Consider the following 26958-nt stretch of genomic DNA (forward strand, 5'->3'; position numbering starts at 1 on the left):
TGTTGCAGGGCGATTACAAAATCTCGTGGACCTTTTCCATGGGGCGGCAGAGGCGCACGCCCTTGTCGGTCTCGACCAGAGGGCGTTCGATCAGGTTTGGCTCTGCGGCCATCGCGGCAAGCACCGCGGCATCGTCGGCATCGGGAAGTCCGCGCTCCTGGGCATCGGTGCCGCGCAGGCGCAGGCCCTGCTGCGGGGTGAGGCCCGCGTCCTTGTAGAGCTGCGCCAGCTTTTCGGCGCTCGGCGGGGTCTTGAGGTATTCGATCACCGTCACGTCCACGCCGGGGGTCTCTTCCAGCACGGCGAGCGTCTTGCGCGAGGTGCCGCACTTGGGGTTGTGCCAGATCGTGGCTTTCATGGAAGCTGTCCTTCAGTGTTCGGATGAAGTCGGGTTCAGCGCCGGGACCGCGCGGGCGGCGTCCTCGGGCGCGATGCCGGGGGCAGGCGCGGCGCTGATGGTTTCCTCGCGCCGCATGACGCGGCCCGCGCGCTGCACGGCGGCGAGCAGGCGCGGGTGGACGCCGCAGCGGCAGAGATTGGGAATGGCGGCGCCGATCTCGGCCTCGCTCGGGTTGGCATTGCGTGCCAGCAGCGCGGCAGCGGCGATGACCACGCCCGGCGTGCAGAAGCCGCACTGGATCGCCTGTTCGGCCACCATGGCCTGCTGCACCGGATGCGAACGGTCCTGCGAGAGTCCCTCGATGGTGGTGACGAAGCGCCCCTCGCACTCGCCCAGGGTGACGAGGCAGGAGCGCAGCGCGGCGCCGTCGACCATGACCGTGCAGGCCCCGCAATCGCCGGTGCCGCAGCCGTACTTGGTGCCGGTGAGATTGGCGCCGTCACGCAAGCCCCAGAGCAGCGGTGTCTGCGGATCCATGCGGATCTCGACCGGGTGGTCGTTGAGGGTCAGGCGCGCCATCGGCATTCCTTAACCATCGCGGCGGCGCGTTTCCAGTCCGGGAGCCATCGATATCAGAGCATTACTTTCATGCCTGCCCAGATCGTGCGCGGCACGCCGAGGTCCATCGATCCGTCCTGGTTGCGGGTGACGATGGTCTGGTCGGTGAGGTTCTCGGCCCGCAGCACCAGCGAGACCGGGCCGGCCACCGGCACCTGCAGATAGGCATCGAACGTCGTGGCGGCGGGAAGCACGTATCGCTGCTGATCGTCCTCGAACTGGGCGCCGGTGCGGCGGACCGTGGCGGCGAAGCGCCAGCCTTCGCGCGGCATCCATGCCAGCGTCGCGGTGGCGGAAAGCCTGGGCACTTGCGCCGGGCGCATGCCGTCCAGCGCCAGTCCTTCGGCCTTCACCCTGGAATCGGTCCAGGCCAGCGAACCGTCGAGACTGACCGGGCCGAGATCGAGCGCGGCGCTCGCCTCGATGCCACGCGCGCGGATCGCATCGACGTTCTGACGCTGCTGGGTATTGGTGGCGACAGTGACGTTGGCGATGGCGTTCTTCAGCCGGTTGTCGAAAGCGGTGAGCGAGAGCGTCAGCGGTGTGATCGGCGTGACATCGATTCCGGCCTCATACCCGCGCAGGCGTTCGGGCTTGAGGTTCGGATTGGCGTTGGTCGTCACCGGAAAGACCACGTAGGGCCGGTATAGCTCGTTCAGCGTCGGCAGGCGCATGCCGGTATAGGCGGCGGCGCGCAGGCTGACCGCCTCGCCGGCCTTCCACACGATCCCGCCGCGCGCATTGCCCTCCCAGCCCGAGCGATCGGCATAAGTGCTGTCCTGCGTCACCGCGCCGCTGGTGGGCGAGACCGAGCGGTAGAAGCCATTGCCGATCGTCCAGCGATCGGCGCGGCCCCCGGCGGTGAGCACCAGGTTGCCGATGGTCCAGTCGTCCTGAAGGTAGAAGCCGAGGTCGGACTGGTCGCCGCCCGCGCGGCGCACGGCGGTCGCAAGGCCGGTCGCTGCCGAATAGGGCATTTCGAGGAGGTGCCCGGAGGCCAGCTTCACATCGGTGCCGAGGCGCAGCACGTGGTTGCCGCCCACGGGCGGGCGCAGTTCGGCCTTGCCGCCGATCGCCGTGGTCGGCGTGCGGTGCTGGTCGAGCGTCTTCTTGTAGCTGGTCGAACTGATGACCACGTTCGAGAAGTCCTGCGCTTGCACATAGCCCAGCACGTCGAACTGCCACTGGCCCCGGCCGACCACACGCAGCGAGGCCTGCTGGCCCTCGGACGTCGAATCCGCGCCCTTGAAGCGCAAGCTGCGCGAATCGTCGTAGGCCAGCACGGCGGCCTGCAACTCGACGTCGCCCGAGATCGGCGCCACGGCGCGCAGGCTTCCCGAAAGTGTCTCGTAGGCGGCGCGGGCGGAGGCGGCGACGCGCTGGTCCTTCGGCGTCGTCCAGAAGCCGTCGCCGCGGTCCCACTGGACGCTGGCGACCAGGAAGCCGCTGCCCAGCTTCGGCGCCGCGGTGAGCGAGGCCTGCGTCTCGCCCCGATCGTTCACCAGCGCCTCGCCTTGCAGCAGGCCGATCTGGTCGGGGCCGGCGCTGCTCATCTCGATGGTGCCCGCCACCGCGCCCGATCCGAATGCACCCGATCCGCCGCCGCGCGTCACCCGCACCGAGCCGATGCGTTCGGGGGGAATGGCGCTGTAGGGGATGTAGCCGAAGAACGGGTTGGCGACCGGCACGCCGTCGAGCAGCACCAGAGTGCGGCTGGCCGCATTGCCGCCCAGCGCGCGCAAGTTCGCGCCTTGCGCCGATGGGTTGGCCGAGCGGCTGTCCGAACGGCGGAACTGCGAGAAGCCGGCGACGGAAGACAGCACGTCCTCGATCCGGCCCGAGGCGCTGGAGGTGATCGTGTCGCGGCCGATGATCTCGACATCGTAGGCGGGCGTTGCCGGACCGTCGTCGAGGCCGTGGCCGGTGACGATGATGGGACTTGCCGGCTCGTCGGCCAGCGCGGGTGCGGCGAGGGAGACACTCGCCAGCAGGGCAATCTTCAGAGGCTTGCGCATGGAATCAGGCCGCCGCGATTTCCAGCACCAGCGGTTCGAGGCCGTCCACGCGGCCTTCCAGCCTGTCGCCGGGGGCAACGCGACCGACGCCGGCCGGAGTGCCGGTATAGATCAGGTCGCCGGGGGCGAGGTGATATAGGCGCGAAAGGTCGGCGATCAGTTCGGGGATCGACCAGATCATGTCGCTGAGCGGCGCGTCCTGTTTGGTTTCGCCGTTCTTGGTCAGGGTGATGCGCTGGGCAGCGAGCGCGCCGAACTCTGCGGCGCGGGTGATCGGGGCGATGACGGCGGCGTTCTCGAAGTCCTTGGCGGTGTCCCAGGGATAGCCCTTGGCCTTCGCGGCGTTCTGGAGGTCGCGGCGGGTGAGGTCGATCCCGCAGGCATAGCCATAGACGAGGCCCATCGCTTCATCGATGGAGACTTCGAAGCCTTCGGTGCCAATGGCGACGACCAGTTCCATCTCGTAGTGGCAATCCTGCGTGCCGGGCGGATAGGGTATCGTCGCCGGGGAATTGCAGATCGCGGCCGGCGCCTTGTTGAACCAGATCGGCGCCTCGCGGTCGACTGCGTTGCCCAGTTCGCGGGCATGGGCGGCATAGTTGCGGCCCACGCAGAACACGCGCCGCACCGGATAGCGCGCCGCCTCGCCGATCACGGCGACCGAAGGCGTGGCGGGCAGTTCGAAAAGCAGGCTCACGGGTGAAAATCTCCTGAGGTTTCGCGTTCGCATAGAGTGCCCGGATCGGTGCGAAAAGACGTTAGGAGTTATTTGAAAATCCGCCGCAGGCGGATTTTGGCGGCACCAGCCCACTCCCCCACCCGACCACCCACGAGTGTACCCTGATGGGTGGTCGGCCCCTTCAGCGAAAAGGTCCCCCGGACCTTTTCGTGCTCTTCGGGACGGGAGTGGGCTGGTGCCGCCCCGAAAATGCCCTTTCCGGGCATTTTCCAAAGAGCGCGTAGCGCCTTGCCGTTATGGCCCAAGCGCCTACAATCGCACCGTGACCGAGAAACAATACCTCTCCGGAAGGCTGCTGCTGGCCATGCCGGGCATGTTCGATCCCCGCTTCGACCGCACCGTCAGCGTGATGTGTGTGCATGACGAGAACGGCGCGCTGGGCATCGGCATCGGCCGGCTGCGCGAAGGTGTTCGCTTCCACGATATTCTTGAAGAGCTCGATATCGATCCCGGCGATACCCCCAATTGTCAGGTGCACGATGGCGGGCCGGTGGAGCCGGGGCGCGGCTTCATCCTCCATTCCACCGACTGGGGCGGCGCGGACACCTTGCAGGTCCAGCCGCTCTGCGCGCTGACCGCGTCGATGGACGTGCTGCGTGCCATCGCCGAAGGCCGCGGGCCGAGCCGCTGGCTGATGGCGCTGGGCTATGCCGGCTGGGGGGCGGGCCAGCTCGAGAGCGAGATGCGCCAGCACGGCTGGTATGCGGCCGACCCGCATCCCGAGATCCTGTTCGAAACCCCGGTCGATGCCCGCTGGGGCGCGACATGGCGGGCGGAAGGCATCGATCCCGCCTTGCTGGCGAGCGAGACCGGTCGGGCCTAGCTTCGCAGCGCGTGCAAGTCCTCCGGCCGATCCACGTCCAGCAAGATTGCCGGATCGTCCACCTCATCGAACACCACGTCCCGGCGGGCACGCAGCAGTCGGCCTGCGCCTTCATCGCCCCCCAGCCTGGCGATCTGCGGGAACAGCCGTGCGCGGAGCAGTGCGGGGTGTCCGGGCCTTTCCCGGTAACGGGGCAGGGCGGCGATGTTGTTCCCGATGATCGCCGCCAGCCTTGCCGCTTCCCCATGCGGCACCCGGGGCATGTCGCCGAGGAACACAAACACACCGTCTGCTCCGGCTGCCGCCGCGATCCCGGCTTTCAGGGACTGCGACAATGCCGCACTGTCGATCCGCAAGGCATCGACTGGCGGTTCGCCTGGCCATTCGCCGAGGTCGAGGCCGGGCCTTGCCACCACGATCACCCGGGAAACCGGCGCGGCCCGCGCTGCGCGGATCGCATGAAACAGCAGCGGTTCGCCGTCGAGCAGGGCAGAGAGCTTGTCGCTGCCGAACCGGCTGGAGTGCCCGGCCGCCAGCACCAGCGCGGTGTGGGTCATGCCCGCTCGGCCGCCGGGTTCATCGCCTGCATGATCTGTGCGAGGATGCCGGTGGCCACTTCGAAGGGTGATTTGCCAAGCCCGGTGACGCCGGGCGAGAGGTTGAGGCGGGCCAGCTCCGCCTCGCTTGCGCCGAGGGCGCGGAGGGCTGCCAGCCGCCCATCAGCCCGCGATCTTGCGCCGATCATGCCGACCCAGGCCGCCTGGCCGCGCAGGGCGGCAAGGCAGCCGCCGAGATCGTGTCCGTCCTCGTGGGTGGCGCCGAGATAGGCGGTCCAGCGGTCCATCCCGAGGTCGCTAACGGCCTGTTCCGGCGCGCTGCGCAAGTAGCGTGAGACCGCGAAGGGCGGCGGCGAATGGGGGCCGTCCGGACGCACCAGCACCGTCTCGAACCCGGTCATCGCGGCGATCAGGGCGGCGGCGAGTGCGCCCGGATCGCCGCCGGAGACGATCAGGCGGCGTGGTGGATCGTGGCGGCGGGCGAGCGTGAAAGGCGCTTCGCAGAAGGCGAGAAGGGGGCCGTCGTCGCGCGTCACGCGCCGGGTCAGCCCATCGCTGTGCCAGCGGCAGGGGCGGCGCTCTTCGGCATGGCGCAGCAGGTCGGCGGCGGCCGGGCAGTCGGCCGCCAGTCGCTCCACCATCACGTGGAGCGCGCCGCCGCAGCGCAGGCGCAGGTCGATCCACGGGCTGCCCTGCCCGTAGTGGAGCCAGCGCGGCTGGCCATCGGCGAGGACTTGCGCGGCGTGGTGCGCCACGTCGCCTTCGATGCAATCGCCCGAGAAATAGCCGCTGGCTTCCAATGTGCCATCGGAGCGGGCCGCGAACAGCATCTGGGCGCCGGGGCCGCGCGGGGCGCTGCCGGCCACGCGGTAGAGTGTTGCCAGCACGCCAGCGCGGCCACTGGCCCGCGCGGCGGCGAGGGGCGCGCGAATGTCGTCGATCCAGCCGAACAGCGGCCAGTCGGCATGCGCGATTTCGCCGGGCAAGCCCGCGCCCATCGCGCCAGCCTGCGCGCCAGCCGGCGTGTCAGCCTGCGTGTCAGCCTGCAAGGGCACCTGCCGTGACCGCCGAGCGGTCCCCGATCAGCGGGGCGATGACCAGCCGGTGGAGCAGGGGGGCGACGGCATCGGGTGCCATTTCCGGTGCATGGCCCAGCCACCAGGCCAGGAGGTCGAACGTGGCGCCGGTGCCGTGGACGACGCCGAGGTCGGCGGGAAGCCAGGTCACCGGGGTCTCGACCTGGCCCACCAGCCCGCGCGCCTGGCGGATGAACTCGTTGCGCACGATGGCCGCCGCGCCGCCGGCCAGCAGGGCCGACCACAAGGCGCGGTGCTGCTCGACATAGCGGCACAGCGCCAGCGTGGATTCGAAACTGTCGGCATCGCGCAGCACCGGGATCGTCATCGCCAGAAGATGGGCGATTTCATCCGAGGCGACGTCGCCGAGCAGGGCTTCCTTGGTCGGATAATGGCGGAAAAAGGTGGCATAACCGATCCCGGCATGGCCGGCGATCTCGCGGATGGTGATCTGGTCGAACGGGCGCTGCTCCAGCAGCGCGAGCATCGTCGCGTTCAGCGCCTTGCGCGAACGCACCTGCCGCGCGTCGGTGGGCGCGTCCTTCCTGAACCCGGTGAGTTTTCCGTCCATGCCGGTTTTCGTAACAGGACGCCGCCGCACTGTCTAACGCGCCAGTGATGCATGGGATTCATTGACGTCGTGACAAAAATGAAAGCGGGACGCGTTCTTGGCCCGCATTTCAGCATGTGCCTTGGGCTGGCGGTGAGAGACCGTTTGAAAATTCGCGAAACGCGAATTTTGCGGCACCGGCCCTCTCCCCCACCCTACCACCCACAGGATACTACCGTTGGGTGGTAGGGTGGGGGAGAGGGCCGGTGCCGCCCCAAAAATGCCCCTCGGGCATTTTTCAAACGGTCTCTGAGCCGGCGCTCTCAACCTTCGCCGATACGGTCCGCAAACAGCAGGCGCCCGCCCGAAAGGTGCATGAGGGCGTCGCCGAAGTCGGTCGGCGCCATCGCGAAGCAGCCTTCGCTGCGGCCGATCTTGCCCCATTTGGCGATCATCGAGGCATCGACGTACCAGGCCGGATGCATGACGATGGCCCGTTCGAGCGCGGCCGAATTGTCGGCGTCGAGGCCCTTGAGGCGGATCGAGGTCCCGTACTTGCCCTGATACCACTCGCAGGTGAGATAGGCCCCGCGCGAGGTGGCTTCCGAACCGTACATGTTCGAGAACGACTGCAGCCAGCCGCTGTGCGCCGGGTCCGAACCGCGACCGTGCGCAAGCAGGAACGAGCGTACCGTGCCGTTTTCGAGGTTGGCGAAATGCAGGCGCGGTCGGGACGAGGGCTGTGCGAAGTCGGCAATGCCGACAACGTCGGTGCGCCACAAGTGCGACTGCACGCGCTGCACCTGCCGGGCCGCCGCATCGAGGATGCGCCGTTCATAGGGCGTGCGGCTGTAAGGCGCCGCGCTGATGCCGCCCGACGAAGGCGTGCTAACGGAAGAAATTTCGGCTGCCAGCACCCGGGAGGGAAGCGCGAGGCTTGCCCCCGCCGCCAATCCGCCCATGAGGACAGCACGTCGACCCAACGTGTTTTCCATAGGCTTGAGACTAACCGATTTCGGTTAACAGCGCCAGAAGGCCTTACCCATTGGTTCCCGGAAGGCGGTCGGCTCGCCGCATGATGAAAACGGCTTGCCGCAATGCAGCAAGCCGTTGATCAAGTCTCTGATCCGCAACGCTGGTTACGGGCGGGTTGCGGGCCGGTTTCGGATCGCCATCGTTTCATGTCGTTCCGTGCTGCGCTCCCGTGCGCGGCAGAACCGGGGGGCGTCCCTCTCAGGCCACCGCCTTCAGCGGCTTTTTCTGGTGCTGGCGAATCCACGCCTCGACGACAGGGGCGATACGGCCGCGCCATTTGCTGCCGTTGAAGATGCCATAGTGCCCCACGCCTTCGGCCAGGAGGTACTTCTTGCGGTCCTCGGGCAGGTTGGCGGCGAGGTGCAGCGCCGCCTTGGTCTGGCCGAGGCCCGAGATGTCGTCCCGTTCGCCCTCGACGGCGAGGATGGCGGTGTCGCGGATCGCGCCAAGGTCGATGCGCTCGCCGCGATGGACGAACTCGCCATTGGGCAGCGAATGCTTCTGGAACACATGCTCCACGGTCTGGAGGTAGTATTCGGCGGTCATGTCGCAGACCGCGCGGTATTCGTCATAGAAGGCCTTGGTCGCCGCCGCGCTCTCGTCGTCGCCTTCGACGAGGTGCTTGAACATGCCGTAGTGGCTCATCATGTGGTTGCCGAGGTTCATCGCCATGAAGCCGGCCAGTTGCAGGAAGCCGGGATAGACCTTGCGGCCGCCGCCGGGATAGGTCAGCGGCACGGTGGTGACGACGTTCTGCTCGAACCAGGCGAGCGGCTGGTTCATGGCGACGTCGTTGACGCTGGTGGGCGCCTCGCGCGTGTCGATCGGGCCGCCCATCACGGTGAGCGTGGCCGGGCGGCAGGGGTTTTCCTGCTTGCCCATGATCGCGGTGGCGGCAAAGGCCGGCACCGAGGGCTGGCACACGGCAAGCATGTGGGTGCCGGGGCCGATGTGTTCGAGGAAGGCGATCAGGTAGTCGATATAGTCGTCAAGGTCGAAGCGGCCAGCGCTCTGCGGCACCATCTTGGCGTCGGCCCAGTCGGTGATGTAGACCTCGCAGGTCTCGACCATGCGCGCCACGGTGCCGCGCAGCAGGGTGGCGAAGTGGCCGCTCATCGGCGCGACGACCAGCAGCTTGGGCGCGTTCTTGGGCAGGCCCGGATGGTCGAAGCGCAGCAGGTTGCCGTAAGGGCGGTGCATGACGATGGCTTCGGTGACCGGGTAGGTCTTGCCGCCCAGGGTCACCTCCTCGATGTCGAATGCGGGCTTGCCGCGGGTCATCGTGGCATGGGCAAAGACGTCGAGCGCCGAGGCCATGACCGGGCCGAAGCCGAAGTGGCTGAACGGCATCGAGGGATTCGTCAGCAGCTCGGCGCCGACCGATGCCCAGGCGGCGGCGCCGCTCAGCATGGTGCGCTGCAGTTCGTAAGCGTTGTAAAGCAAGTGAATTTCTCCTGCGCGACATGCCCGCCCGGTCTCTGATTAGCTCTCTTGTGGACCGCATTTGTCGGGGTTTTATGGCATCCATGTGGGCCTGCCGGACCATTTGCGCAATGCGGCAATAGTCCAATGGCATCTTTCACGAGGGTGATCTTGTGCGATCACTGTAAGCGGAACATCCGTCGAGTCGCCTGCCTGCCGGGTCTTTTCCCGGAGCCTGCAAAGGGATAATGCGCAAGGCCATGCAAGCCGATGTGGAACAGAGCGAGGCGCAGGAAATCGGCGCCGCGATGAAGGATGGCCCGAGGCCGGCCAAGGGAGACGGGCGCAGGAGCCTGGGCGCGCTCGGCATGGTCTGGCGCGAACTGTTTCACTACCCCGGCCGCATGGCGATTGCCGGCGCGGCGCTGGTGACGACGGCGACCACGACCCTCGCGATTCCCTATGGTTTCCGCCAGATCGTCGACCAGGGCTTTTCGCAAGGGGCCGATCCTTCGGCGATCCGTTGGTGGTTCGTGATGCTGATGGGGGTGGTGACCGTGCTTTCCATCGCCACCGCGATCCGCTTCTATTCGGTCTCGTGGCTGGGCGAGCGGGTCGTTGCCGACATTCGCCTGCGCGTGCAGCGCCACCTTGTCACCCTCTCGCCCAGTTTCTTCGAGGAAAACAGTCCCAAGGAAATCGCCTCGCGCATGACGGCGGATACCGCGATCATCGAGACGGTGGTGGGGACGACGGTCTCGGTTGCGCTGCGCAACGCGATCATGGCGGTCGGCGGCGTTGCCTACCTGTTCATGCTGGCGCCGCACCTGACGCTGGGCCTTGTCATCGCCATTCCCGTGGTGATCCTGCCGATCGCCGCGTTCGGCCGCCGCCTGCGCGCGGTCGCCCGGTCGAGCCAGGACCGCGTCGCCGACATCGGCGCCATCACCGGCGAGGTCTTCGGCGCCCTCCGCGTGGTCCAGGCCTTCAACCAGGAAGGCCATGAAATGACGCGCTTTGCAGGCGCCGTGGAGCGCACCTTCGAGACCGGGCGCAACCGCATCGTCATCCGCGCGGCGATGACCGCGGTGATCATGTTCCTGATCTTCGGCGCGATCACCGTGATCCTCTGGCGCGGCGCCATCGGCGTGGCCGAGCACACCATTACCGGGGGCACCATTGCCGCTTTCGTGGTGACGGCGGGTATCGTCGCGGGCGCGTTCGGTTCGCTTACCGAAGTCTACGGCGACCTCGTGCGCGGGGCCGGGGCGGCTAGCCGTCTGGCCGAACTGCTGGGCGAGCGTCCGGCGATCACCGCGCCGGCCCGTCCGCTGGTCCTGCCGGAGCCGGCCCGCGGCAAGATCGCCTTCGAGCGCGTGACCTTCCGCTATCCCGCGCGGCCCGACACCGCCGCCCTCCACGATTTCAGCCTGACCGTGGAGCCGGGCGAGACGGTCGCCATCGTCGGGCCCTCCGGCGCGGGCAAGTCCACGCTGTTCCAGCTGGCCGAGCGGTTTTACGACCCGCAGAGCGGCGTGGTGAAGATCGACGGCGTGCCGCTGACTTCGGCCGATCCCTCCGAAGTGCGCCGCCGCATCGCGCTGGTGCCGCAGGAAGGCGTGCTCTTCGCTGCCTCCGCGCGCGACAACTTACGCTACGGCAACCCCGGGGCCGACGACGAGGCAATCTGGGAAGCCGCCCGCGCGGCGAATGCCGAGCAATTCCTGCGTGCGCTGCCCGAGGGGCTCGATACGTTCCTTGGCGAGGACGGTGCGCGCCTTTCGGGCGGCCAGCGCCAGCGCCTTGCCATTGCCCGCGCGCTGCTGCGCGAGGCGCCGATCCTGCTGCTGGACGAGGCGACCAGCGCGCTCGATGCCGAAAGCGAGCGGCTGGTGCAGGACGCGCTCGACCGCTTGATGGCGAGCCGCACCACGCTGGTGATCGCGCACCGCCTCGCCACCGTGCGGCAGGCGGACCGGATCATCGTGATGGACGGCGGCCGCATCGTCGAGCAGGGCAATCACGAGAGCCTGACGCGCTCCGGCGGCCTCTACGCGCGGCTGGCGGCGCTGCAGTTCGATATGGTGACCGGCCTGACGGGATAATTCGGGCCTCAACCGTTTTTCCGCAATCGACGAACGGCTGACCGGCGCCGACGAACTGCAACGAGGGGCTGGCGTTGCTCGCGCGGGCAATTATGTTGCGCTGCATGGCGGATCGTTCTGGTCCGTGCGTATTCCATGCGTGTTACATCTTTCGGAAAGGCTCGCTCATGCCTCGCACTCTCTTGAGGGCGCTCGCCACAACGGCGCTTGTTTCTGCAATCGGCGTCTCTGCAACGGTTCTCTCGGTTCCCGCGCTCGCGCAGCAGGCGGCACCCGCCGCTGCCGCCAGTAACCCGATGGAAGTCGATCCGGCCAAGGTCTCGTGGGGCGGCGCGGGCATCCAGACCCAGTGGCAGGACAAGAGCGTCAAGCCGGGCGACGACTTCGACCGTTTCGTCAGCGGCAAGTGGTCGGATGCGGTAGTGCTGCCCAGCGACCGCACCAACTGGGGCTCGTTCACGGCGCTGCGTGATCTTTCCGAACAGCGTCTGCATGGCATCATGAACGACCTGCTGGCCTCGAACCCGGCCCCGGGCAGCGATGCCGCGCGCGTCGCCGCTGCCTACGGCGCATTCATGGACGTCGACGCCATCAACAAGGCCGGCCTCGCCCCCGCGCAGCCGTTCCTGCAGCGCATCTATGCGGCGCAGTCGGCCAGTGACCTGATGAAGCTGTTCGCCTCGCCCGGCTATGCCTCGCCGCTCGGTGCCTATATCGCGCCCGACGCCAAGGCGAGCGACGTCAATGCCTTCCAGGTCGGCCTCGGCGGCCTGGGCCTGCCGGACCGCGATTATTACCTGAAGAACGACGCCCGTTCGCAGGAAATCCGCGGCAAGTACCTCGATTACCTGACCTTCCTGCTTGGCAAGGCGGGGTACACCGATCCCGCCGCTTCGGCCAAGGCCGTGCTTTCCCTCGAAACCCGTCTGGCGCAGGCCGACTGGGATCGCGGTGCCAGCCGCAACCCCGACCTTACCTACAACAAGCTCTCGCTGGCCGAGTTCGAGGGCCTTGCCGCCCCCGGCCTGATGAAGACCTTCGTCGACACCATGGGCGCCGGCAAGGCGACCTACGTGCTGGTCGACGAGATGCCGCCTTCGGCCGACGAACTCAAGGAAGCCCGCATCGACGCGGCGCAGGCCGCCGCATGGTTCGGCGGCGGTGTGCCCGAGGTCGCCAAGCTGATCGAGACGGTGCCGGTCGCCACCTGGCAGGCCTGGCTTGCCGCGCAGTTCCTGCGCAGCCATGCCGCCGTGCTGCCCACCGACATCGATGACGCCAACTTCGCCTTCTACGGCAAGGTCATGAGCGGCCAGCCCGAGCAGCGCGCCCGCTGGAAGCGCGGCATCGCGGCGGTGGAAGGCATGGCGGGTGAACTGCTCGGCAAGATCTATGCCGAGAAGTATTATCCGCCCGAAGCCAAGGCGGCGATGGAATCGCTTGTCGGCAATCTGCGCAAGGCGATGGCCGCGAACCTTTCGGACCTCTCGTGGATGGGCCCGGAAACCCGCAAGGCCGCCGTCGCCAAGCTGGATGCCTTCACGCCCAAGATCGGCATGCCCGCCACGTTCAAGGAATACGAGGGCCTGACCTTCTCGGCCACCGATCCGCTCGGCAACATGATGGCCGCCGAAACCTGGGCCAATGGCGACCAGATGCGCCGCCTTGGCCAGCCGGTGGACCGCGCCGAATGGTTCATGCTGCCCGAGACGATCAACGCCTACTACAACCCCTCGTTCAACGAGATCGTGTTCCCCGCCGCGATCCTGCAGCCGCCGTTCTTCAACGTCTCGGCGGACCCGGCGGTGAACTACGGCGCGATCGGCGCGGTGATCGGCCATGAAATGGGTCACGGCTTCGACGACCAGGGGGCCAAGTTCGACGGCCAGGGCAACCTGCGAGACTGGTGGACGGCGGCCGACAAGGCCAACTTCCAGAAGCTTCAGGACCGCCTCGAGGCCCAGTACAACAGCTTCTGCCCGTTCGACGAGGGCAAGACCTGCGTGAACGGCAAGCTGACCATGGGCGAGAACATCGGCGACCTCGGCGGCCTCAGCCTTGCCTACCGCGCCTACAAGCTCTCGCTGGGCGGCAAGGAAGCGCCGGTGATCGACGGGCTGACCGGCGACCAGCGTTTCTTCATGGCCTGGGCGCAGGTCTGGCGCAGCAAGTACCGCGAGGAAGCGGTGCGCCAGCAGCTCAAGACCGACCCGCATTCGCCCGCGCACTATCGCATCAACGGCCTCGTCCGTAACTTCGACGAGTGGTACAAGGCCTTCGACGTGAAGCCGGGTGACAAGCTCTATCAGGCGCCTGCCGAGCGCGTGCGTATCTGGTGAGGCAGAACCGACAAGGCGGTTCCGACAAGATCGGCCGTTGAACCGGTTTGAATGAGATGAAGTGGCTCGGCCGGGCGATAATCCGAGCCGGGCCGCTTTGGTTCTTGAGTAAGCGTATAGCGCCAAACCCCGCAAATGAAGGTCTCGCCTTTGGGCTGGCATGGGATTGGGGCGGGGATATCGCTGTATTTGAGGGGGAAATCACGATGTTGTCGATTGTGCTGCCGCTCCTGTTCGAACAAGCTCTAACGGACCTGCAAAAGGTCGTTCTAGAGGCACCAGCCGAGGAAATGGCTCGTTCGCGAGATGGCATCGAAGTCATCAGGCTGGTGATTGCCCCGGATGGTTCCTTGGCGGGATGCTATCCGCAAATCGTGGGCCGGGGACCGATTGAAGATCGCAGGAGTTGTCGAAAACTGTCGAAATTGACGTTTGCTCCATCCCCGGATCAGGCGGCACACAAAGTCTATGGAGAGACTTTTGCCATTGTCACGTGGCAGGCCATACTCCGAGGTCAAGCATCTCCGCGAGTGTATCCCAAGCTGGGGCCAGAGCTGTATCTGCCGCTGGCACGCCTCCCCGACGGTCTGGCGAACCCGGCAGTCAGACTAGGACTGTTGGTCGAGGCCGACGGCAAGGTCGAGCATTGCGAAGTCAAAAAGAGCAGTGGCAGTGCGTCGCTGGACAAGGCTGCTTGCGGTGCCGTTATCCAAGACGGCGTGGAGCCCCTGAAGATCGCGAGTGGAGAAACGGTGCGGGGTGTCCGGATCGTTGATGTCGGTTTCAAAGTGCTTTCCAATCAGGACAAAGCCGCTGAAGGCCCGGAAAACGCAGCAAGCCAGAAGCACTAGGCCGTAAACTCATAAACGGCACCATCGAGGCGTCCAAATGGCGAACATATCGGGCCGAAGCGGGTGCCGGACGGGCTGGTTGCCCGTCCAAGGCCGGTTCGGTTCGAGATGGAAGCCATTTGGACGTCCCTGCGGGATTTACCTTGCGGTGAGCTCCGCTTGATCAAAATGGCCCAGCGCTGCGTCAGGAAGCCTAGAAATATCGACATATTCCGTCGCCTTCCTTCCTCACGCTGAACCATTTTGCTTCAAACCTCGATGGTGCCGTTTATGAGTTTACGGCCTAGAGCAGTGGCCTTCGACGGTGCAGGATCGAAAATCGTTTCCGGCCGCAAAATCAGGGTAGGGCGCTTCTTTCCTACAGGGCAGCGGCGGGTCTAGCTTGCCGGGATGAGCGCGTCCGAACGGTCTTTGTCGATACCCTTGATTGGCCAACTTTTACGGCGGCAAGGTGACACCTTCGCCAGTTGGCGGCAGTTCCTGCCCAGGACCGTGTCAACTGTGTCAACCTGTCAGTCTCCGGCCACATTTCGCCAAAATACGCCGAGCCGCGTTTTTCCAGCGATTATAGAGGCTCGCTTGCACCGCTTCGGGTTGACTTGTTTCGCAGGTGCGGCATGACCTTGCGCCGATGGACCTGACTCTTACCGCAATCCTCCTCGGCATCGTCGAGGGCCTCACCGAGTTTCTGCCGGTCTCCTCGACCGGCCATCTCATCCTTGCCACCGAGCTGTTCGGCTACGACGCCTCGCAATGGGCGACGTTCAACATCGTCATCCAACTGGGCGCGATCCTGGCGGTGATCGTGCAGTTCTGGCGCACTTTCTGGGCCGTGGGCGCGGGGCTGCTGAAGCTGGACCCGGTCTCGATCCGCTTCGTGCGCAACGTGCTGCTGGCCTTCCTGCCCTCGGCCGTGCTGGGGCTCCTGCTCAAGCACTACATCGAGGGGCTGCTCGGCCAGCCGAGCGTGGTGGCCTGGGCGCTGATCATTGGCGGCATCGCCATCCTCGGCATCGAGAAGGTGGCAAAGCAGGGACCGCTGACCGGCGTGGCCCAGTTGCCGGTGGCGAAGTGCCTCGGCGTCGGCGTGGCGCAGTGCCTGGCCATGGTCCCGGGCGTGAGCCGCTCGGGCGCGACGATCATGGGCGCGCTGGCGATGGGCGTCGAGCGCCGCACCGCGGCCGAGTTCAGCTTTTTCCTCGCGGTGCCGACGATGATCGGCGCCACCACGCTGGAACTGCTGGGCGCGCGTCACGAACTGATGGCGGGTACCGGCCCGGTCGGCTGGGGCGAGATCGGCGTCGGCTTCGTGGTCTCGTTCGTGGTGGCGCTGGTCGTCATCAAGGCCTTCATGGCCTATGTCAGCCGTTCCGGCTTTGCGCCATTTGCCTGGTATCGTATCGTTGCCGGCGCATTGGCGCTGTTCCTTCTTTCGCAGGTCTGACAAAAGGCTGACCGAATATGGCCGAGGACAAGAACGACAGGAAACTCGGCCGCAAGGACTACGAAAAGCTGCTCGAACCGATGCTCGAGGAACTGGTCGGCATGGCCCGCTGGGCTGCGTCGACCGGGCAGCGGATCGTCGTCCTGTTCGAAGGGCGTGACACCGCAGGCAAGGGCGGGGCGATCAAGGCCGTCGGCGGCCAGCTCAATCCGCGTCAGTGCCGCACCGTGGCCCTCTCCGCACCGAGCGAGCGCGAGCAGGGCCAGTGGTATTTCCAGCGCTACATCGAGCACTTGCCCACGCGCGGCGAGATCGTGCTGTTCGACCGCAGCTGGTACAACCGCGCCGGGGTGGAAAAGGTCATGGGCTTTGCCACCGCGTCCGAAGTGAAGCGCTTTCTCCAGCAGGTGCCGGTGTTCGAGCGCATGCTCGTCGACGACGGCATCCTGCTCTACAAGTACTGGCTGTCCTGTGATCAGGAGCGCCAGGAGGAACGCCTGCGCGAGCGGCTCGACGATCCCCTCAAGCGCTGGAAGCTCTCGCCGATCGATGTCGCCGCGCGCGAGAAGTACGAGGACTATACCAAGGCGCGGGAAGTCATGCTCAAGGCGACGCACAAGAAGCATGCGCCGTGGACGGTCGTGGATTTCAACGATCAGCGAATCGGGCGCCTCACGCTCGTACGCGATCTGCTGGACCGGTTGCCCGACACCAAGGTGGATCCGCAGCCGATTCGCATGGCAAGGCTCGATCATGCCCCTTATGGCGAGAAATTCGGCGTTCTGAAGCCGATCAAGCCCTTCGATACGGAGTGATCGGGGCTCTCGCGCTTGACTTTCGGCCCTCGCTATCGCATGGGCCGCAACCTTGAAGGGCGGCGCTCGATTGCCGCCCTGAAATTTTTCAACGGAACATGCCGGCCTGCCAGGGCGGCTGAAACGAGAGATACAGGAAACCGCCATGGCGAAGCCCGCAACCGTCAAGATCCGTCTTGTCTCGACCGCCGACACCGGCTTCTTCTACGTCACCAAGAAGAACCCGCGCAACACGACCGAGAAGATGACCTTCCGCAAGTACGACCCGGTCGTGCGCAAGCACGTTGATTTCAAGGAAGCCAAGATCAAGTAATCGCTTGGGTTCCGGTGCGAATCGGAACCAAGTGCTTCAGGTGCGGTTCAAGGCTGTGAACCCAATGGGAGGCTTATGACCCGCACCTTCAAGATCTTTCGCTCTTGCGTAGGCGCGGCTGCCCCGATTTTGCTCGGGACTGCCGCGTTTTCCGTTCCTGCCCTCCTTCCGGCAACGCCTGCCCTTGCGGCATCGCCTGCCGAGCAGCAGCAATTGGCGGCCGCCGTGGCCGCCTTGCGCGGGATCTCCACGCTCAAGGCCGACTTCCTGCAGACCGACCGCAATGGCGGTTCCGTCTCCGGCCAGCTGACGCTCGCCCGCCCCGGGCGCATTCGCTTCCAGTACGAGAAGAGCGCGCGCATGCTCATTGTCGGTGACGGCAAGGCGCTGACGATGGTCGACTATGCAGTCAACCAGGTGCAGCGCTGGCCGATCGGCAATAGCCCGCTGGGGGCCTTGCTCGATCCCAAGCGCGACGTCGCGCAGTTCGGCAAGATCCGTCCTACCGGCAATCCCAATGTCATCTCGGTGGAAGTGCGCGTTCCCTCGCATCCCGAGTACGGCGTGATCACGCTGATCTTCACCCGCAAGGCGTCGGCGCCGGGCGGCCTGGAGCTGACTTATTGGGTGGCGCTCGATTCGCAGAATCAGCGCACCACCATCACGCTGTCGAATCACCGCTACGGCGTTCCGGTCAGCGACAACGACTTCCGGTTCAACGATCCGAGGCCGCGTAACCGTCGCTGAGGGGAAACGCTTGGTCGCGATTTACCCCAGGTCTGCGACAAAATGCGACCGAATCCTTCAGTCCGTTCACTTGGCAGCAAGCCAGGAGCACCTAGATAGGAATGGTCAGAACGGTTCGAGGCGGGTTTCCCCCCTGTTGCCCACGCCTCTCACAAGAGCCCTTCTGATTTAGCGTGACGAACGCTTACAGGAACCCTCGGTCCTCTGCCCCCGGACCGAGGGTTTTTGTTTTTTCGGGTCGCCTTTTCCGCTCTGCGGGGCTGCGCCCAGAAGAATTGGGCGCTACCGCTCTGCGCTTCCGGTACTCACGGCCATATAGGCCGCTCCGCTCCGGTTCTCGATCGGCAGCATTCTCGCTCCCGCCGGACGAAAAATTCGACCCGAAAAACGCGGACGTTGCTCGGGGAGTTCGCGTTCAAAAACCACCGTCACCCCCGCGAAGGCGGTGGCCCCGCTTCCTTTTTCTTCGCCCAACCGCACCAGCGCCCACGTGCACCTCTGGCAATTCGCGGGTGGTATCCCTAATGCCGGAGCCATGAAGATTGCCACCTGGAACATCAATTCGGTCCGCCTGCGTCTCGATCAGGTCGAGCGTTTCCTCACTGAACAGTCCCCCGACATCCTGTGCCTTCAGGAGATCAAGGTTGCCGAGCATCTCTTCCCGCACGAGATGTTCGAACGCCTCGGCTTTACGCACCGCGCGATTCATGGCCAGAAGGGCTATCACGGCGTCGCCACCGTCTCGAAAGTGCCCTTTACCGAATTCAGCCGCCATGACTGGCAGGACAATGGCGAGGCCCGCCATGTCGGCGTGGAGCTGCAGGGGGCCGGGCAGGGGCTGATCCTCGAGAACGTCTACATCCCTGCGGGCGGCGACATTGCCGACCGAGAGGTCAATCCCAAGTTTGGCCAGAAGCTCGACTTTCTTGAACGCATGACGCGCTGGGCGGACAAGATCGACCGCCCCACGCTGATCGTCGGCGATTTCAACATCGCCCCGCTTCCCTCCGACGTCTACGATCACAAGGCACTGCTCAAGGTCGTCAGCCATACGCCGATCGAGGTCGAGACGCTGGGGCGTTTCCAGGACGCGCATGGCTGGGTCGATCTCGGCCGCCAGTTCATTCCCGCGCCGGAGCGCAATTACTCCTGGTGGTCCTATCGCAGCTATTGGCGCCAGAAGGACCAGGGCCGCCGCCTCGACCACATGTGGGCCTCGCCCGACCTTGCGAAGCAGGCGCGGGCGCATTGCTTTGTCGAGGAAACCCGCCGCTGGGACCAGCCGAGCGACCACGTGCCGCTGATCAGCGAGTTCGAACTCTGAGCGGGCAGGGCTCCTCCCGCCGCGTGGCGCTGGCGCTCGATGCGCTGCGCCATGGCTGGCCGATCCGGATTGGCGAGCATTCGGCACTGTTGCCCGCCGAGACCGGCTTTGCGCCGGGTGTCACGGCACCGCGGATGCTGATCTCCGCCGCGCGGGCGGTGACGCTCAAGCTGGCCAACCAGCGCGAGGCGGCCGTGCCGGAAGCGCCGGTGCTGATTCGCGCGGCCGAGCCTTTCGATCTTGCCGCCGCACGCGCGATTGCCGATCCCGCGCTCGATCTGGTCCATCCGATGAAGGGCCCTTTCGCGGCCGAACACATCGATGACGCAGAGGCTGCGCGCACGGCCATGGAGCTGGCGCGGCTGGCCGGTATCCTGCCTGCCTTCCTTGTCGCGCCGGATGCGGCGGGCGAGGCACAGGCGGTCACGCCGGAGGATCTGGCCGCATGGAAGGACGTCTCCAATCTCGTCATTGCCTCGCGTGCGCGGCTGCCGGTTGCGGCGGCGGAGGATGCGGAGATCGTCGCCTTTCGCGCGCTCGACGATCTGCGCGAACATGTCGCGCTGGTCATCGGCACGCAGGATGGCGACCGCGCGCCGCTGGTGCGGCTCCATTCGGAATGCCTGACCGGGGATATCCTGGGCAGCCTCAAGTGCGATTGCGGTCCGCAGCTCGACGCGGCGCTGAGGGCGATGGCCGGGGAGGCGGCGGCCGGCGGTTGGGGGGTTCTGCTCTATCTGCGGCAGGAAGGGCGCGGCATCGGCCTCGTCAACAAGCTGCGCGCCTATCAATTGCAGGATCAGGGCTTCGACACGGTCGATGCCAACAACCGTCTCGGCCTGCCGACCGAGGCGCGCGATTTTCCCGTGGCCGCGCGCATGCTGGACCTGTTGGGCGTTCACGCGATCCGGCTGATGACCAACAATCCGGCCAAGGTCGCCGCGCTCGAGGGCGTGGGGGTGACCGTGGCCGAACGCGTGCCGCACAAGCTGCCGGCCAACCCACACAATGCCCGCTATCTCGATACCAAGCGGGACCGCACGGGGCATATCCTCTAGGGCATGGCTTTGGGCCCGTCGCGCAAGCGGGCCGCGCAAGAGGGGGCGGGGCGCGGAGGGTATCCCGGCCGCGCCCCGGGTCTTGTCACTGTGCGGTCACGAACAGGATGGCGCCGACCACGGCTGCCACCGCGCCCACGAACAGCGCCACGTTGACCAGGTCTTTCGCCTTGAAGCGATCATGGTGTTCTTCGCGGTAGCTGCGGAACTGGGCGGCGATGTCGGCGTCGCCGGCGAGCAGGCCAAGGTCGAGCGCGGTGGCCTTGCACGTGAACAGCTGGTGGAGCTCGGTCAGTTCGGCCTCGTCGAGTGCGGGATAGGTCTTCAGCAGCGCCGCGATGCGATCGCGGGCGGCAACATTGGTATCGGACATGGAAATCGTTTCCTGAATCGGCGTTTCTTGCAGGCGCACGCGTGCGCGCCCGGCGAGAGGCGGATCAGGCGAAAGGCGGTGCGGTGCTGTCCGGCAGCCGCGCGGGATGGACGCGCGGGGGCGGTCCTCGGGCTTCCGGGCGGAGGCGCGGGGCTCTGGCCGGGGCCAGCGATGCGAGCCGGGGCATGGCCGGTGCGATCGCGGGGGAGGGCGGCGGTGAGGGGAGCGGCAGGGCCTGTGCGGTCGCAGCGTCCGTGCGGCGCTGCGCGGCAAGGGCAAGGTCGATGGTCGCGGCGCTGAAGGCCGAACCTTGCTGGCGTTCAAGCGGCGCGCGAATCGGCTCTCCCGCCTGCAGCGCGATGGCCGCCAGCAGGAGCATCGCCCAGAGGCGGAAGCGCAGGAAAGTGGAAAGCACCGTTCCCATGGGGTGCAGCTAGGCGCTCGGGGACGCGCGTGCAAGCGGTGGGGGGCGGTTGGGGGCGATACGGGCGGGGTTCAGGAAAGTCGAAGGGCGCAAGGGACCGGCCTCTGCGCCCTTCGACTTTCAGCAGGCTGACCTCAGAGGGTAAGGGCGACGCGGCCGTCGATGCGGCCATGACGCAGGTCGTCGAGCACTTCGTTGACCTCTTCGAGCGGCCGTGCGGCGACCTTGGCCTTGACCTTGCCTTGTGCGGCAAAGGCGATGGCCTCGTCGAGATCGTAGCGGGTACCGACGATCGAGCCGCGAATGGTGATACGCTTGAGCACGACGTCGAAGATCGGGGTCGGGAAGTCGCCCGGGGGCAGGCCGATCAGGCTGACGGTCGCGCGGCGGCGGGCGCAGGCGATGGCTTGCGAGAAGGCAGCGCGCGAGACGGCGGTGACGATCACGCCATGCGCGCCGCCGCCGGTTTCCTTCTGGACCTTGGCGACCAGATCGGGATCGGTGGCGTCGAAGGCGAGTTCGGCGCCGAGTTCACGGGCGAGCTTGAGCTTCGATTCGCCGATGTCGATGCCGATCACGTTGAGGCCCATGGCCTTGGCATATTGCACCGCGACGTGGCCGAGGCCGCCCACGCCCGAGCAGACCACCCACTGTCCGGGGCGCGCCTCGGTCTCCTTGAGGCCCTTGTAGACGGTGACGCCGGCGCAGAGGATCGGTGCCATCGACACGAAGTCAACGTCGGCAGGCAGGCGGCCGACGAAGGGGGCGGCGGCGATCACGTATTCGGCATAACCGCCGTTGACCGAGTAGCCGGTGTTGGCCTGCTTTTCGCAGAGCGTTTCCCAGCCGGTCTCGCAATATTCGCATTCGCGGCAGGCATGGTGCAGCCAGGGCACGCCCACGGCATCGCCTTCCTTGAGATCGGTAACGCCAGCACCGAGCGCGACGACGTGGCCCACGCCTTCATGGCCCGGGATCAGCGGCAGCGGTGCCTTGACCGGCCAGTCGCCGTCGATGGCGTGAAGGTCAGTATGGCAGACACCGCTGGCGACAACCTTCACCAGCACTTCGCCAGGACCGGGGGTCGGGATCGGCACTTGCTCGATGGTGAGGGGGGCGCCGTATTCACGGGCAACGGCTGCGCGCATGGTCTGCATCGGATCTCTCCTTGCTGCGTTCCGCGAGTGGGGGACTCGCGGACTTCTTATGGATAGGCCGGACACGCCGCGTCTTGTTGAAAACGCAGCAAAAGATCGCGTCCGCACGGGGGTGACACCGCGCCGGGAAGTCTAGGTCAGGCGCGAAAATCAAGGCAACCGTACGGTCGCTCCAGATGCGCACTATGGGGCCCGGGGTGTTTCAACCTTGCGACAGTTTCTGCCATGGCTGCAGTGCGGGCAGCCGCGGCGTCATCGCTTTTCGTAACGGACCAGCCCGGGGCCGAGGGCATTGGCGCCCAGTTTCACCGGATCGCCGGACCAGTCGGCGACGAAGGCGCTCTTGCGGTCGATTCCGGGGGCAAAGCGTGCGTCGTTCGCCTCCACCAGCAGGCCCTGCGAGGTGTGGTTGCGGTGTTCGGCAGCGACGGCGATGAAGGCGGAGTAGTTCTCCTTGTCGCGCCCTTGCACGAACCAGTTGCCGACGATCCGCCCGGTCGCGCCGTCGGCCAGGTCGATCATGTAGTTGGTGCCGCGCCCGGCCGAATCGTCGAAGCTGCAATCGGCAACCGCGATCCCGGAGGCGCGGCTCTTGAGGTAGTGTCCGCCGGTGCCCGCCTCGAAACGGGTGCGGGTGACGGTGAGCGTGCCGTAATTGCCGACGTAGATCGAATGCGCGCAGCCTGAACCCTCGCAGGTGCCGAGGCGGCTGAACGTGGACTTGTCGATGATGATCGTGCCCAGCGAATCGTCGCCGGTCAGCAGGCCCTGCTCGCTGTCGCGGAACCAGGACTGCGTGACGGTGAGATTGCCGTGTTCGAGGCGGATGCCCGCGCCGTTCTTGTCGCCGACGTGGATGTTGGCAAAGACCATGCCGTCCACGTGGGCACTGCGCCCGCGCAGCACCAGCGCGGCCTTGTCCTCGCAGGTGACACCGTCGAGGATCGACTGTCCCGGCACTACCGCCTGGTAGGTCACGTCTCCCTTGCTTTGCACCGCGCAGTCGGCAAATCGCATCGAGGCGAAGCGGATGGTGCCATGCGCGTCACCGATGGCGTCCACCGCGTCCTGCAGGCGGCTGTAGCTGCGCCCGGTCTCGACCACGGTGTAGGGCGCTGTGGCCGAGGGACCGGACGAGGCGGGCGGCACGGCCTCTGCCTGCAGCAGTGCGGCCGGAAGGGCCGCAGAGGCGATGACGACGACGGCGATTCGGGCGAGGCGGTTCATGGCGCCGAGACTAGCGGCCCTGGCAGACGATCACGCAAGCCACTTTCGTAACATTCCTGGCCACCGTCTCTTTGCGGGACAGGACAGTTTACGGCCTGGGCGGCGTGGACAAATTCCTCGGGGGCACATGGGGGCTACCCCGAAGGGGCCGGACCAAAACCCGCCACTTCGGCGTCGGTTCGGCTTGAACTATCGACATAGTCCTGCGCCTCATCTCCTTGAATTGACGGGTTTTGCCTCCGGTCGTGACCTCGAGGAATTTGTCCACGCCGCCTAGAACGAGCGCCGCAGCGAAATTCCGGCCGAAGTCGTATTGCCGGCGATCGCGCCGATGCTGCGCGTGGCGTAGAGGTCGATGCCCAGGCTATCGGTTATCCGCATGTTGGCGGTGACGCCGACTTCCCACCAGCCGTCGGCGGTGTGGCGCGCCGGCAGGAGGCCGGTGCGTGCCGCATAGGCGACGTCGTGATAGTCGCGCACGACGACTTCGGACAGGGCATTGCTGGTCCAGGCACGTGCGACCGAAAGGCCGACGTACTGATTGGCGTTCTGGCCGAAGGCGTGATCGACGCGCAAGGTCGCCGCCGAACTCCAGGTCGGCTCGTCGGTCTCCAGATCGACCAGGCCGGTGCCGTCCGGCGCAGGGTGCAGCAACCGGCCGTGGGCGTAGGATACCGTTGCTGTCGGGGTTGCGAACCAGCGTGTGGCGAGTGGGATCACCTTTCCGAAATCGCCGCCGACAGAATAGTAGCGGCTGCCCGAGGCGCCGGTGCTGTCGCGGGGGACGCTGCCATTGTCGCTGGTGATGCGCCCGTAATCCTGATGGCCATAGCTGATCCAGCCGTCGACGACCCAGTTGTCGAAATTGCCGCCGGCGCCGATCGTGCCGACAAGATAGTCCGAGGGCAACGCGGTGTTCGCCTGAAGGAGCGTGCCGTGATAGCGCATCAGTGCACCGCGCAGGTAGCCACGGCCGATCTGGCGCGTCAGCGCCAGCGATTGCCAGGATCCGTCGGAGCCCTGGTCGCGGTTGCTGGCTCCGGCGGCGAGCGCGAAACTCCACGGCTTGGAATTGCCAGGAGGGACGGTGTCTCCGTCTTGGGCACCCGTGCCGGCAGCGCTGGCCGGGGCGTTTGCCTCGGTCGCTGATGCTGAGGTGACGTCGGCCGCGGGTTCGGATGGCAGCGCGGCTGGAACGCTCGTTTCCTGGGCAGAGACCGCGCCGGGCGCACACACCGTAATAATTCCCGCCAGCAGCGGGCGGCACACCAGTCTGGCGAACATCAGGCTACGGCTTTCAGGCTCGGATCGTAGGCGGCAGGCACCGCGACACGCACGATGAACCCGTCGCCGGAATGGGCGAAGCTAACGTCGCCGCCGTGCGCGCGGGCGATCGAACGGCACACGGCCAGGCCGAGGCCGGAGCCCTTCTGGCCCGATTTACGCGCCGAATCGGTCCGATAGAACGGTTCGAAGGCGCGGTCGTATTCCTCTTCGGGGATACCGGGGCCGGTATCGACGATCTCGGCTACGGCCTCGCCGTCATTCAGGCTCACGCGCACGCGGGCGCGCTCACCGTACTTGATCGCGTTCTCGAGCAGGTTGTCGAGCAGGCGGCGGATGCCGACCGGATCGACGTCGACCGGGATATGGGTATTGTGTTCGATGGTGACGTCCCCGCCGACCAGCTGTGCATCGGCGACGCTGCTTGAGATCAGCTCGGCAAAGTCGGTGCGTTCGCGCGCGCCCGGTGTCGAGGCATCGCGGATGAAGCCGATGACCTGGCTAATCATCGCTTCCATCTCGGTCACTTCCTTGAGCAGCCCGTCGCGCTGCTCATCCGGCACGTCCTCGATGCGGAAGCGCAGCCGCGTGAGCGGGGTGCGCAAGTCGTGGCTGATCGCACCGACCATGGCGGTACGGTCGTCCACGAAGGCGCGCAGGCGATTGCGCATCTGGTTGAAGGCATTGGCGGCGCGGCCGATTTCGGCAGGGCCCGACAGCGGCAGGATTGTTGCCGAAGGGTCACGTCCGAGCAGTTCCGCAGCGCGCGCGAAATCGCGCAGCGGCAGGACGATGCGACGGGCGAACAGCCATGCGAGCGGGCTGACGATGGCGAGGCTGAGTGCGAACCACAGCATCACGCGCTTCTGCCAGGCATTGGGGAACGGCTCGGCACGGGGGGCGACCGCGACCCATTGGCCATTGGGGCGACGCAGCGCGGCCACGAAGTCGCCCTCGATGAAGGGGGGCGAGGTGAGGTCGAACAGGGTGCCGGCGGCATGGCGGAACGGGATCGGCTGCGGCGTCCCGGGCACCGCGGGGACTGGCTGCCCGGTGCCGGGCGTTGTCGGCGCCTGTAGGGTTTCGCTGGCAGATGGCGAGGGGGCCGCCAGCGGGATCACCGGGACGGTCATGCGCGGCGGGTCGCTGAGTGCGCGAGCTGTGGCTGTTGCCGTCGCTGCCGGCGCGGAGCTCGCCTGTGTGGTCCGGGGCAGATCGCCGATGCCGGGAAGCACTGGCACCTGGCCGCCGATGCGGCCAATGCCGCCGGTACCGGTACCGCCAATGCCGTGATTGCCGAGGCCGCCAAAACCGCCGGGGCGGACGCCCTCCTGACCGATGCCCTGGCCTTGCCCATTTCCGGGGAAGTTGCCGACAGGAGTGCCGCCACTGCCGGAACTACCGCCATTGGTTCCGCCAGGCACGCCCGGGCTCCCACCGGGAGAGCCGGCCTGTGTTCCGCCAGCCTGTGACCCGCCAGCCTGGCTGGGCGCGGGTAGGCCGGACGGCCTTTCGCCGCCGATCTGCCCGCCCCCGATCTGTCCGCCCCCGATCTGTCCGCCGGGGACATGGTTGCCCGGGAGCCTGCCGCTCGGCAGGCGCCCGCCGGGCAACTGGGCGCCGGGCATTTGACCGCCGGGGCGACCGCCGGGGAACTGGCCTCCGGGGAAATGCCCCCCGGGCATGCCGGCCGGGCCGGGCATGCCGCCGGCCGGCGGGCCGCCCGGGATCGATTGGGCGTCGGCCTTGCCCACCAGCATCGTCGACAGGGCCGAAGGTGCGGCCGGATTGTCACGGATGGCCAGCGGCGAGCGGGACTTGGCAGGGACGGCGACTCCGCCCACCGGAAGCTGTGTGTAGAAGGCGAGAACCACGTCTTCACTGCGCCGGTCGAGCCGGTTCGCCAGTGCCTCGCGCGAGGATTCGGATACCAGCCAGCCCTGTCCGCTGACGTCCGGCGGGCCGATCATCGTCTTGCGCTCGAGGCGATCGAGCACCTCGCCATCGGCGTCGCTGCCGCGCAAGGCGCGGGCAACATCGTCGATGTTCCAGCGCGCGGTCGGGCTGGGCGGAAGGATCACCGTCAGCCCGAGCGTCACCAGTTGCGCGCCGATCAGCGCACAGACGAGAATGGCGATCATCTGGATCGCCAGTGGAAGGCCGATTCGGTTGGTGAGGCGTGGCAGCGTCATGATCGCGGCCTTGCCACGGATTGGCTGCGAATTCGAGCCGAAGCCATGTCATCGCGGGCTGGCGATGCAAGTTGCGGAGCGGGCTCGAAAGAGAGGGACACGTCCCTTTCGAACCCGCTCCGCGTCTCCG

Annotated in this window: 25 protein-coding genes; 10 read left to right on the forward strand and 15 right to left on the reverse strand. The window is 66.6% G+C overall.

Annotated elements, in window-relative coordinates; translation table 11 throughout:
* Positions 1 to 13: 13 nt before the first annotated feature.
* The 4 genes from DM450_RS01335 to DM450_RS01350 are packed head-to-tail and all read right to left on the reverse strand — an operon-like array spanning position 14 to position 3670.
* The gene (locus tag DM450_RS01335) at positions 14 to 358 is read right to left on the reverse strand and encodes an ArsC/Spx/MgsR family protein (RefSeq protein ID WP_142632267.1); all 345 of its coding nucleotides are present in this window, start codon (positions 356 to 358) and stop codon (positions 14 to 16) included.
* A 12-nt stretch (positions 359 to 370) separates the two neighbouring features.
* Entirely contained in the window at positions 371 to 919 is a 549-nt protein-coding gene (locus tag DM450_RS01340) for a (2Fe-2S)-binding protein (protein WP_142632268.1), read from the reverse strand.
* A 53-nt stretch (positions 920 to 972) separates the two neighbouring features.
* The gene (locus tag DM450_RS01345; protein WP_142632269.1) at positions 973 to 2973 is read right to left on the reverse strand and encodes a TonB-dependent receptor plug domain-containing protein; all 2001 of its coding nucleotides are present in this window, start codon (positions 2971 to 2973) and stop codon (positions 973 to 975) included.
* 4 nt (positions 2974 to 2977) lie between these two features.
* Positions 2978 to 3670, reverse strand: a complete 693-nt coding sequence (locus tag DM450_RS01350) for a fumarylacetoacetate hydrolase family protein (protein ID WP_221889445.1) — start codon at positions 3668 to 3670, stop codon at positions 2978 to 2980.
* A 304-nt stretch (positions 3671 to 3974) separates the two neighbouring features.
* On the opposite strand from DM450_RS01350, the gene DM450_RS01355 reads away from it, so the two are divergent.
* A complete protein-coding gene (locus DM450_RS01355; protein WP_142632271.1) occupies positions 3975 to 4535 on the forward strand; it encodes a YqgE/AlgH family protein in 561 nt (186 codons plus the stop codon).
* Here the strand turns inward: DM450_RS01355 and DM450_RS01360 are convergent.
* The 5 genes from DM450_RS01360 to DM450_RS01380 all read right to left on the reverse strand — a co-directional run bounded on the left by DM450_RS01360 (position 4532) and on the right by DM450_RS01380 (position 9196).
* Positions 4532 to 5092 carry an NTP transferase domain-containing protein gene (locus DM450_RS01360; protein WP_142632272.1) on the reverse strand — a complete coding sequence of 187 codons (561 nt, stop codon included), beginning with the start codon at positions 5090 to 5092 and terminating at the stop codon, positions 4532 to 4534. The genes DM450_RS01355 and DM450_RS01360 overlap by 4 nt on opposite strands.
* On the reverse strand, positions 5089 to 6141 hold the full coding sequence (locus DM450_RS01365) for an XdhC family protein (protein ID WP_260610054.1): 1053 nt from the start codon (positions 6139 to 6141) through the stop codon (positions 5089 to 5091). The genes DM450_RS01360 and DM450_RS01365 overlap by 4 nt, the downstream gene beginning before the upstream one ends.
* Positions 6131 to 6739, reverse strand: coding sequence for a TetR/AcrR family transcriptional regulator (locus DM450_RS01370; RefSeq protein WP_142632273.1), 609 nt, complete (start codon positions 6737 to 6739; stop codon positions 6131 to 6133). Before DM450_RS01370 ends, DM450_RS01365 begins: the two co-directional genes overlap by 11 nt.
* A gap of 302 nt (positions 6740 to 7041) precedes the next feature.
* Positions 7042 to 7701 (reverse strand): murein L,D-transpeptidase catalytic domain-containing protein, encoded by a 660-nt coding sequence (locus DM450_RS01375; protein ID WP_242526249.1) that lies wholly within the window; start codon positions 7699 to 7701, stop codon positions 7042 to 7044.
* A 250-nt stretch (positions 7702 to 7951) separates the two neighbouring features.
* Positions 7952 to 9196, reverse strand: coding sequence for a polyhydroxyalkanoate depolymerase (locus DM450_RS01380; protein ID WP_142632275.1), 1245 nt, complete (start codon positions 9194 to 9196; stop codon positions 7952 to 7954).
* A 287-nt stretch (positions 9197 to 9483) separates the two neighbouring features.
* Here DM450_RS01380 and DM450_RS01385 point away from each other — a divergent pair, with 287 nt between their 5' ends.
* The 9 genes from DM450_RS01385 (at position 9484) to ribA (ending at position 20171) form a co-directional block, all read left to right on the forward strand.
* A complete protein-coding gene (locus DM450_RS01385; protein ID WP_142637366.1) occupies positions 9484 to 11280 on the forward strand; it encodes an ABC transporter transmembrane domain-containing protein in 1797 nt (598 codons plus the stop codon).
* Between the two features lie 167 nt (positions 11281 to 11447).
* Positions 11448 to 13619 carry a M13 family metallopeptidase gene (locus tag DM450_RS01390; protein ID WP_142632276.1) on the forward strand — a complete coding sequence of 724 codons (2172 nt, stop codon included), beginning with the start codon at positions 11448 to 11450 and terminating at the stop codon, positions 13617 to 13619.
* A 206-nt stretch (positions 13620 to 13825) separates the two neighbouring features.
* A complete protein-coding gene (locus DM450_RS01395) occupies positions 13826 to 14470 on the forward strand; it encodes an energy transducer TonB (protein ID WP_185928671.1) in 645 nt (214 codons plus the stop codon).
* A 631-nt stretch (positions 14471 to 15101) separates the two neighbouring features.
* Complete coding sequence (locus tag DM450_RS01400; protein WP_142632278.1) at positions 15102 to 15914, forward strand: undecaprenyl-diphosphate phosphatase; 813 nt, start codon at positions 15102 to 15104, stop codon at positions 15912 to 15914.
* A 17-nt stretch (positions 15915 to 15931) separates the two neighbouring features.
* Positions 15932 to 16729: a polyphosphate kinase 2 gene (gene ppk2, locus DM450_RS01405; protein WP_142632279.1), complete on the forward strand. Its 798-nt coding sequence runs from the start codon at positions 15932 to 15934 to the stop codon at positions 16727 to 16729.
* Positions 16730 to 16874: 145 nt separating this feature from the next.
* On the forward strand, positions 16875 to 17042 hold the full coding sequence (gene rpmG / locus DM450_RS01410; protein WP_021232219.1) for a 50S ribosomal protein L33: 168 nt from the start codon (positions 16875 to 16877) through the stop codon (positions 17040 to 17042).
* A gap of 75 nt (positions 17043 to 17117) precedes the next feature.
* Positions 17118 to 17789, forward strand: a complete 672-nt coding sequence (locus DM450_RS01415) for a LolA family protein (RefSeq protein WP_142632280.1) — start codon at positions 17118 to 17120, stop codon at positions 17787 to 17789.
* A 535-nt stretch (positions 17790 to 18324) separates the two neighbouring features.
* Complete coding sequence (gene xth, locus DM450_RS01420) at positions 18325 to 19113, forward strand: exodeoxyribonuclease III (RefSeq protein ID WP_142632281.1); 789 nt, start codon at positions 18325 to 18327, stop codon at positions 19111 to 19113.
* Between the two features lie 23 nt (positions 19114 to 19136).
* Entirely contained in the window at positions 19137 to 20171 is a 1035-nt protein-coding gene (gene ribA, locus DM450_RS01425; RefSeq protein WP_242526248.1) for a GTP cyclohydrolase II, read from the forward strand.
* Between the two features lie 85 nt (positions 20172 to 20256).
* On the opposite strand, the gene DM450_RS01430 is transcribed toward ribA, so the two are convergent.
* From DM450_RS01430 to DM450_RS01455, 6 genes are all read right to left on the reverse strand, one after another.
* Positions 20257 to 20544: a hypothetical protein gene (locus tag DM450_RS01430; protein ID WP_142632282.1), complete on the reverse strand. Its 288-nt coding sequence runs from the start codon at positions 20542 to 20544 to the stop codon at positions 20257 to 20259.
* Between the two features lie 64 nt (positions 20545 to 20608).
* Positions 20609 to 20968, reverse strand: coding sequence for a hypothetical protein (locus DM450_RS01435; RefSeq protein ID WP_142632283.1), 360 nt, complete (start codon positions 20966 to 20968; stop codon positions 20609 to 20611).
* A gap of 134 nt (positions 20969 to 21102) precedes the next feature.
* Positions 21103 to 22125, reverse strand: a complete 1023-nt coding sequence (locus DM450_RS01440; protein ID WP_142632284.1) for a zinc-dependent alcohol dehydrogenase — start codon at positions 22123 to 22125, stop codon at positions 21103 to 21105.
* 252 nt (positions 22126 to 22377) lie between these two features.
* Positions 22378 to 23352 carry a right-handed parallel beta-helix repeat-containing protein gene (locus DM450_RS01445; protein WP_142632285.1) on the reverse strand — a complete coding sequence of 325 codons (975 nt, stop codon included), beginning with the start codon at positions 23350 to 23352 and terminating at the stop codon, positions 22378 to 22380.
* A gap of 273 nt (positions 23353 to 23625) precedes the next feature.
* On the reverse strand, positions 23626 to 24636 hold the full coding sequence (locus DM450_RS01450; RefSeq protein ID WP_185928672.1) for an autotransporter domain-containing protein: 1011 nt from the start codon (positions 24634 to 24636) through the stop codon (positions 23626 to 23628).
* Positions 24636 to 26828 (reverse strand): ATP-binding protein, encoded by a 2193-nt coding sequence (locus DM450_RS01455; protein WP_142632286.1) that lies wholly within the window; start codon positions 26826 to 26828, stop codon positions 24636 to 24638. The genes DM450_RS01450 and DM450_RS01455 overlap by 1 nt, the downstream gene beginning before the upstream one ends.
* Positions 26829 to 26958 lie beyond the last annotated feature (130 nt).

Source organism: Sphingomonas sp. IC081 (assembly GCF_006874585.1).
Classification (GTDB): Bacteria; Pseudomonadota; Alphaproteobacteria; order Sphingomonadales; family Sphingomonadaceae; genus Novosphingobium.

What these genes read in the sequence shown, in the direction of transcription:
- DM450_RS01335 (WP_142632267.1), bottom strand. Translation starts at nt 358, where the DNA reads ATGAAAGCCACGATCTGGCACAACCCCAAGTGCGGCACCTCGCGCAAG.
- DM450_RS01340 (WP_142632268.1), bottom strand. Translation starts at nt 919, where the DNA reads ATGGCGCGCCTGACCCTCAACGACCACCCGGTCGAGATCCGCATGGAT.
- DM450_RS01345 (WP_142632269.1), bottom strand. Translation starts at nt 2,973, where the DNA reads ATGCGCAAGCCTCTGAAGATTGCCCTGCTGGCGAGTGTCTCCCTCGCC.
- DM450_RS01360 (WP_142632272.1), bottom strand. Translation starts at nt 5,092, where the DNA reads ATGACCCACACCGCGCTGGTGCTGGCGGCCGGGCACTCCAGCCGGTTC.
- DM450_RS01370 (WP_142632273.1), bottom strand. Translation starts at nt 6,739, where the DNA reads ATGGACGGAAAACTCACCGGGTTCAGGAAGGACGCGCCCACCGACGCG.
- DM450_RS01385 (WP_142637366.1), top strand. Translation starts at nt 9,484, where the DNA reads ATGAAGGATGGCCCGAGGCCGGCCAAGGGAGACGGGCGCAGGAGCCTG.
- DM450_RS01390 (WP_142632276.1), top strand. Translation starts at nt 11,448, where the DNA reads ATGCCTCGCACTCTCTTGAGGGCGCTCGCCACAACGGCGCTTGTTTCT.
- DM450_RS01395 (WP_185928671.1), top strand. Translation starts at nt 13,826, where the DNA reads ATGTTGTCGATTGTGCTGCCGCTCCTGTTCGAACAAGCTCTAACGGAC.
- DM450_RS01400 (WP_142632278.1), top strand. Translation starts at nt 15,102, where the DNA reads ATGGACCTGACTCTTACCGCAATCCTCCTCGGCATCGTCGAGGGCCTC.
- ppk2 (WP_142632279.1), top strand. Translation starts at nt 15,932, where the DNA reads ATGGCCGAGGACAAGAACGACAGGAAACTCGGCCGCAAGGACTACGAA.
- rpmG (WP_021232219.1), top strand. Translation starts at nt 16,875, where the DNA reads ATGGCGAAGCCCGCAACCGTCAAGATCCGTCTTGTCTCGACCGCCGAC.
- DM450_RS01415 (WP_142632280.1), top strand. Translation starts at nt 17,118, where the DNA reads ATGACCCGCACCTTCAAGATCTTTCGCTCTTGCGTAGGCGCGGCTGCC.
- xth (WP_142632281.1), top strand. Translation starts at nt 18,325, where the DNA reads ATGAAGATTGCCACCTGGAACATCAATTCGGTCCGCCTGCGTCTCGAT.
- DM450_RS01430 (WP_142632282.1), bottom strand. Translation starts at nt 20,544, where the DNA reads ATGTCCGATACCAATGTTGCCGCCCGCGATCGCATCGCGGCGCTGCTG.
- DM450_RS01435 (WP_142632283.1), bottom strand. Translation starts at nt 20,968, where the DNA reads ATGGGAACGGTGCTTTCCACTTTCCTGCGCTTCCGCCTCTGGGCGATG.
- DM450_RS01440 (WP_142632284.1), bottom strand. Translation starts at nt 22,125, where the DNA reads ATGCAGACCATGCGCGCAGCCGTTGCCCGTGAATACGGCGCCCCCCTC.
- DM450_RS01445 (WP_142632285.1), bottom strand. Translation starts at nt 23,352, where the DNA reads ATGAACCGCCTCGCCCGAATCGCCGTCGTCGTCATCGCCTCTGCGGCC.
- DM450_RS01450 (WP_185928672.1), bottom strand. Translation starts at nt 24,636, where the DNA reads ATGTTCGCCAGACTGGTGTGCCGCCCGCTGCTGGCGGGAATTATTACG.
- DM450_RS01455 (WP_142632286.1), bottom strand. Translation starts at nt 26,828, where the DNA reads ATGACGCTGCCACGCCTCACCAACCGAATCGGCCTTCCACTGGCGATC.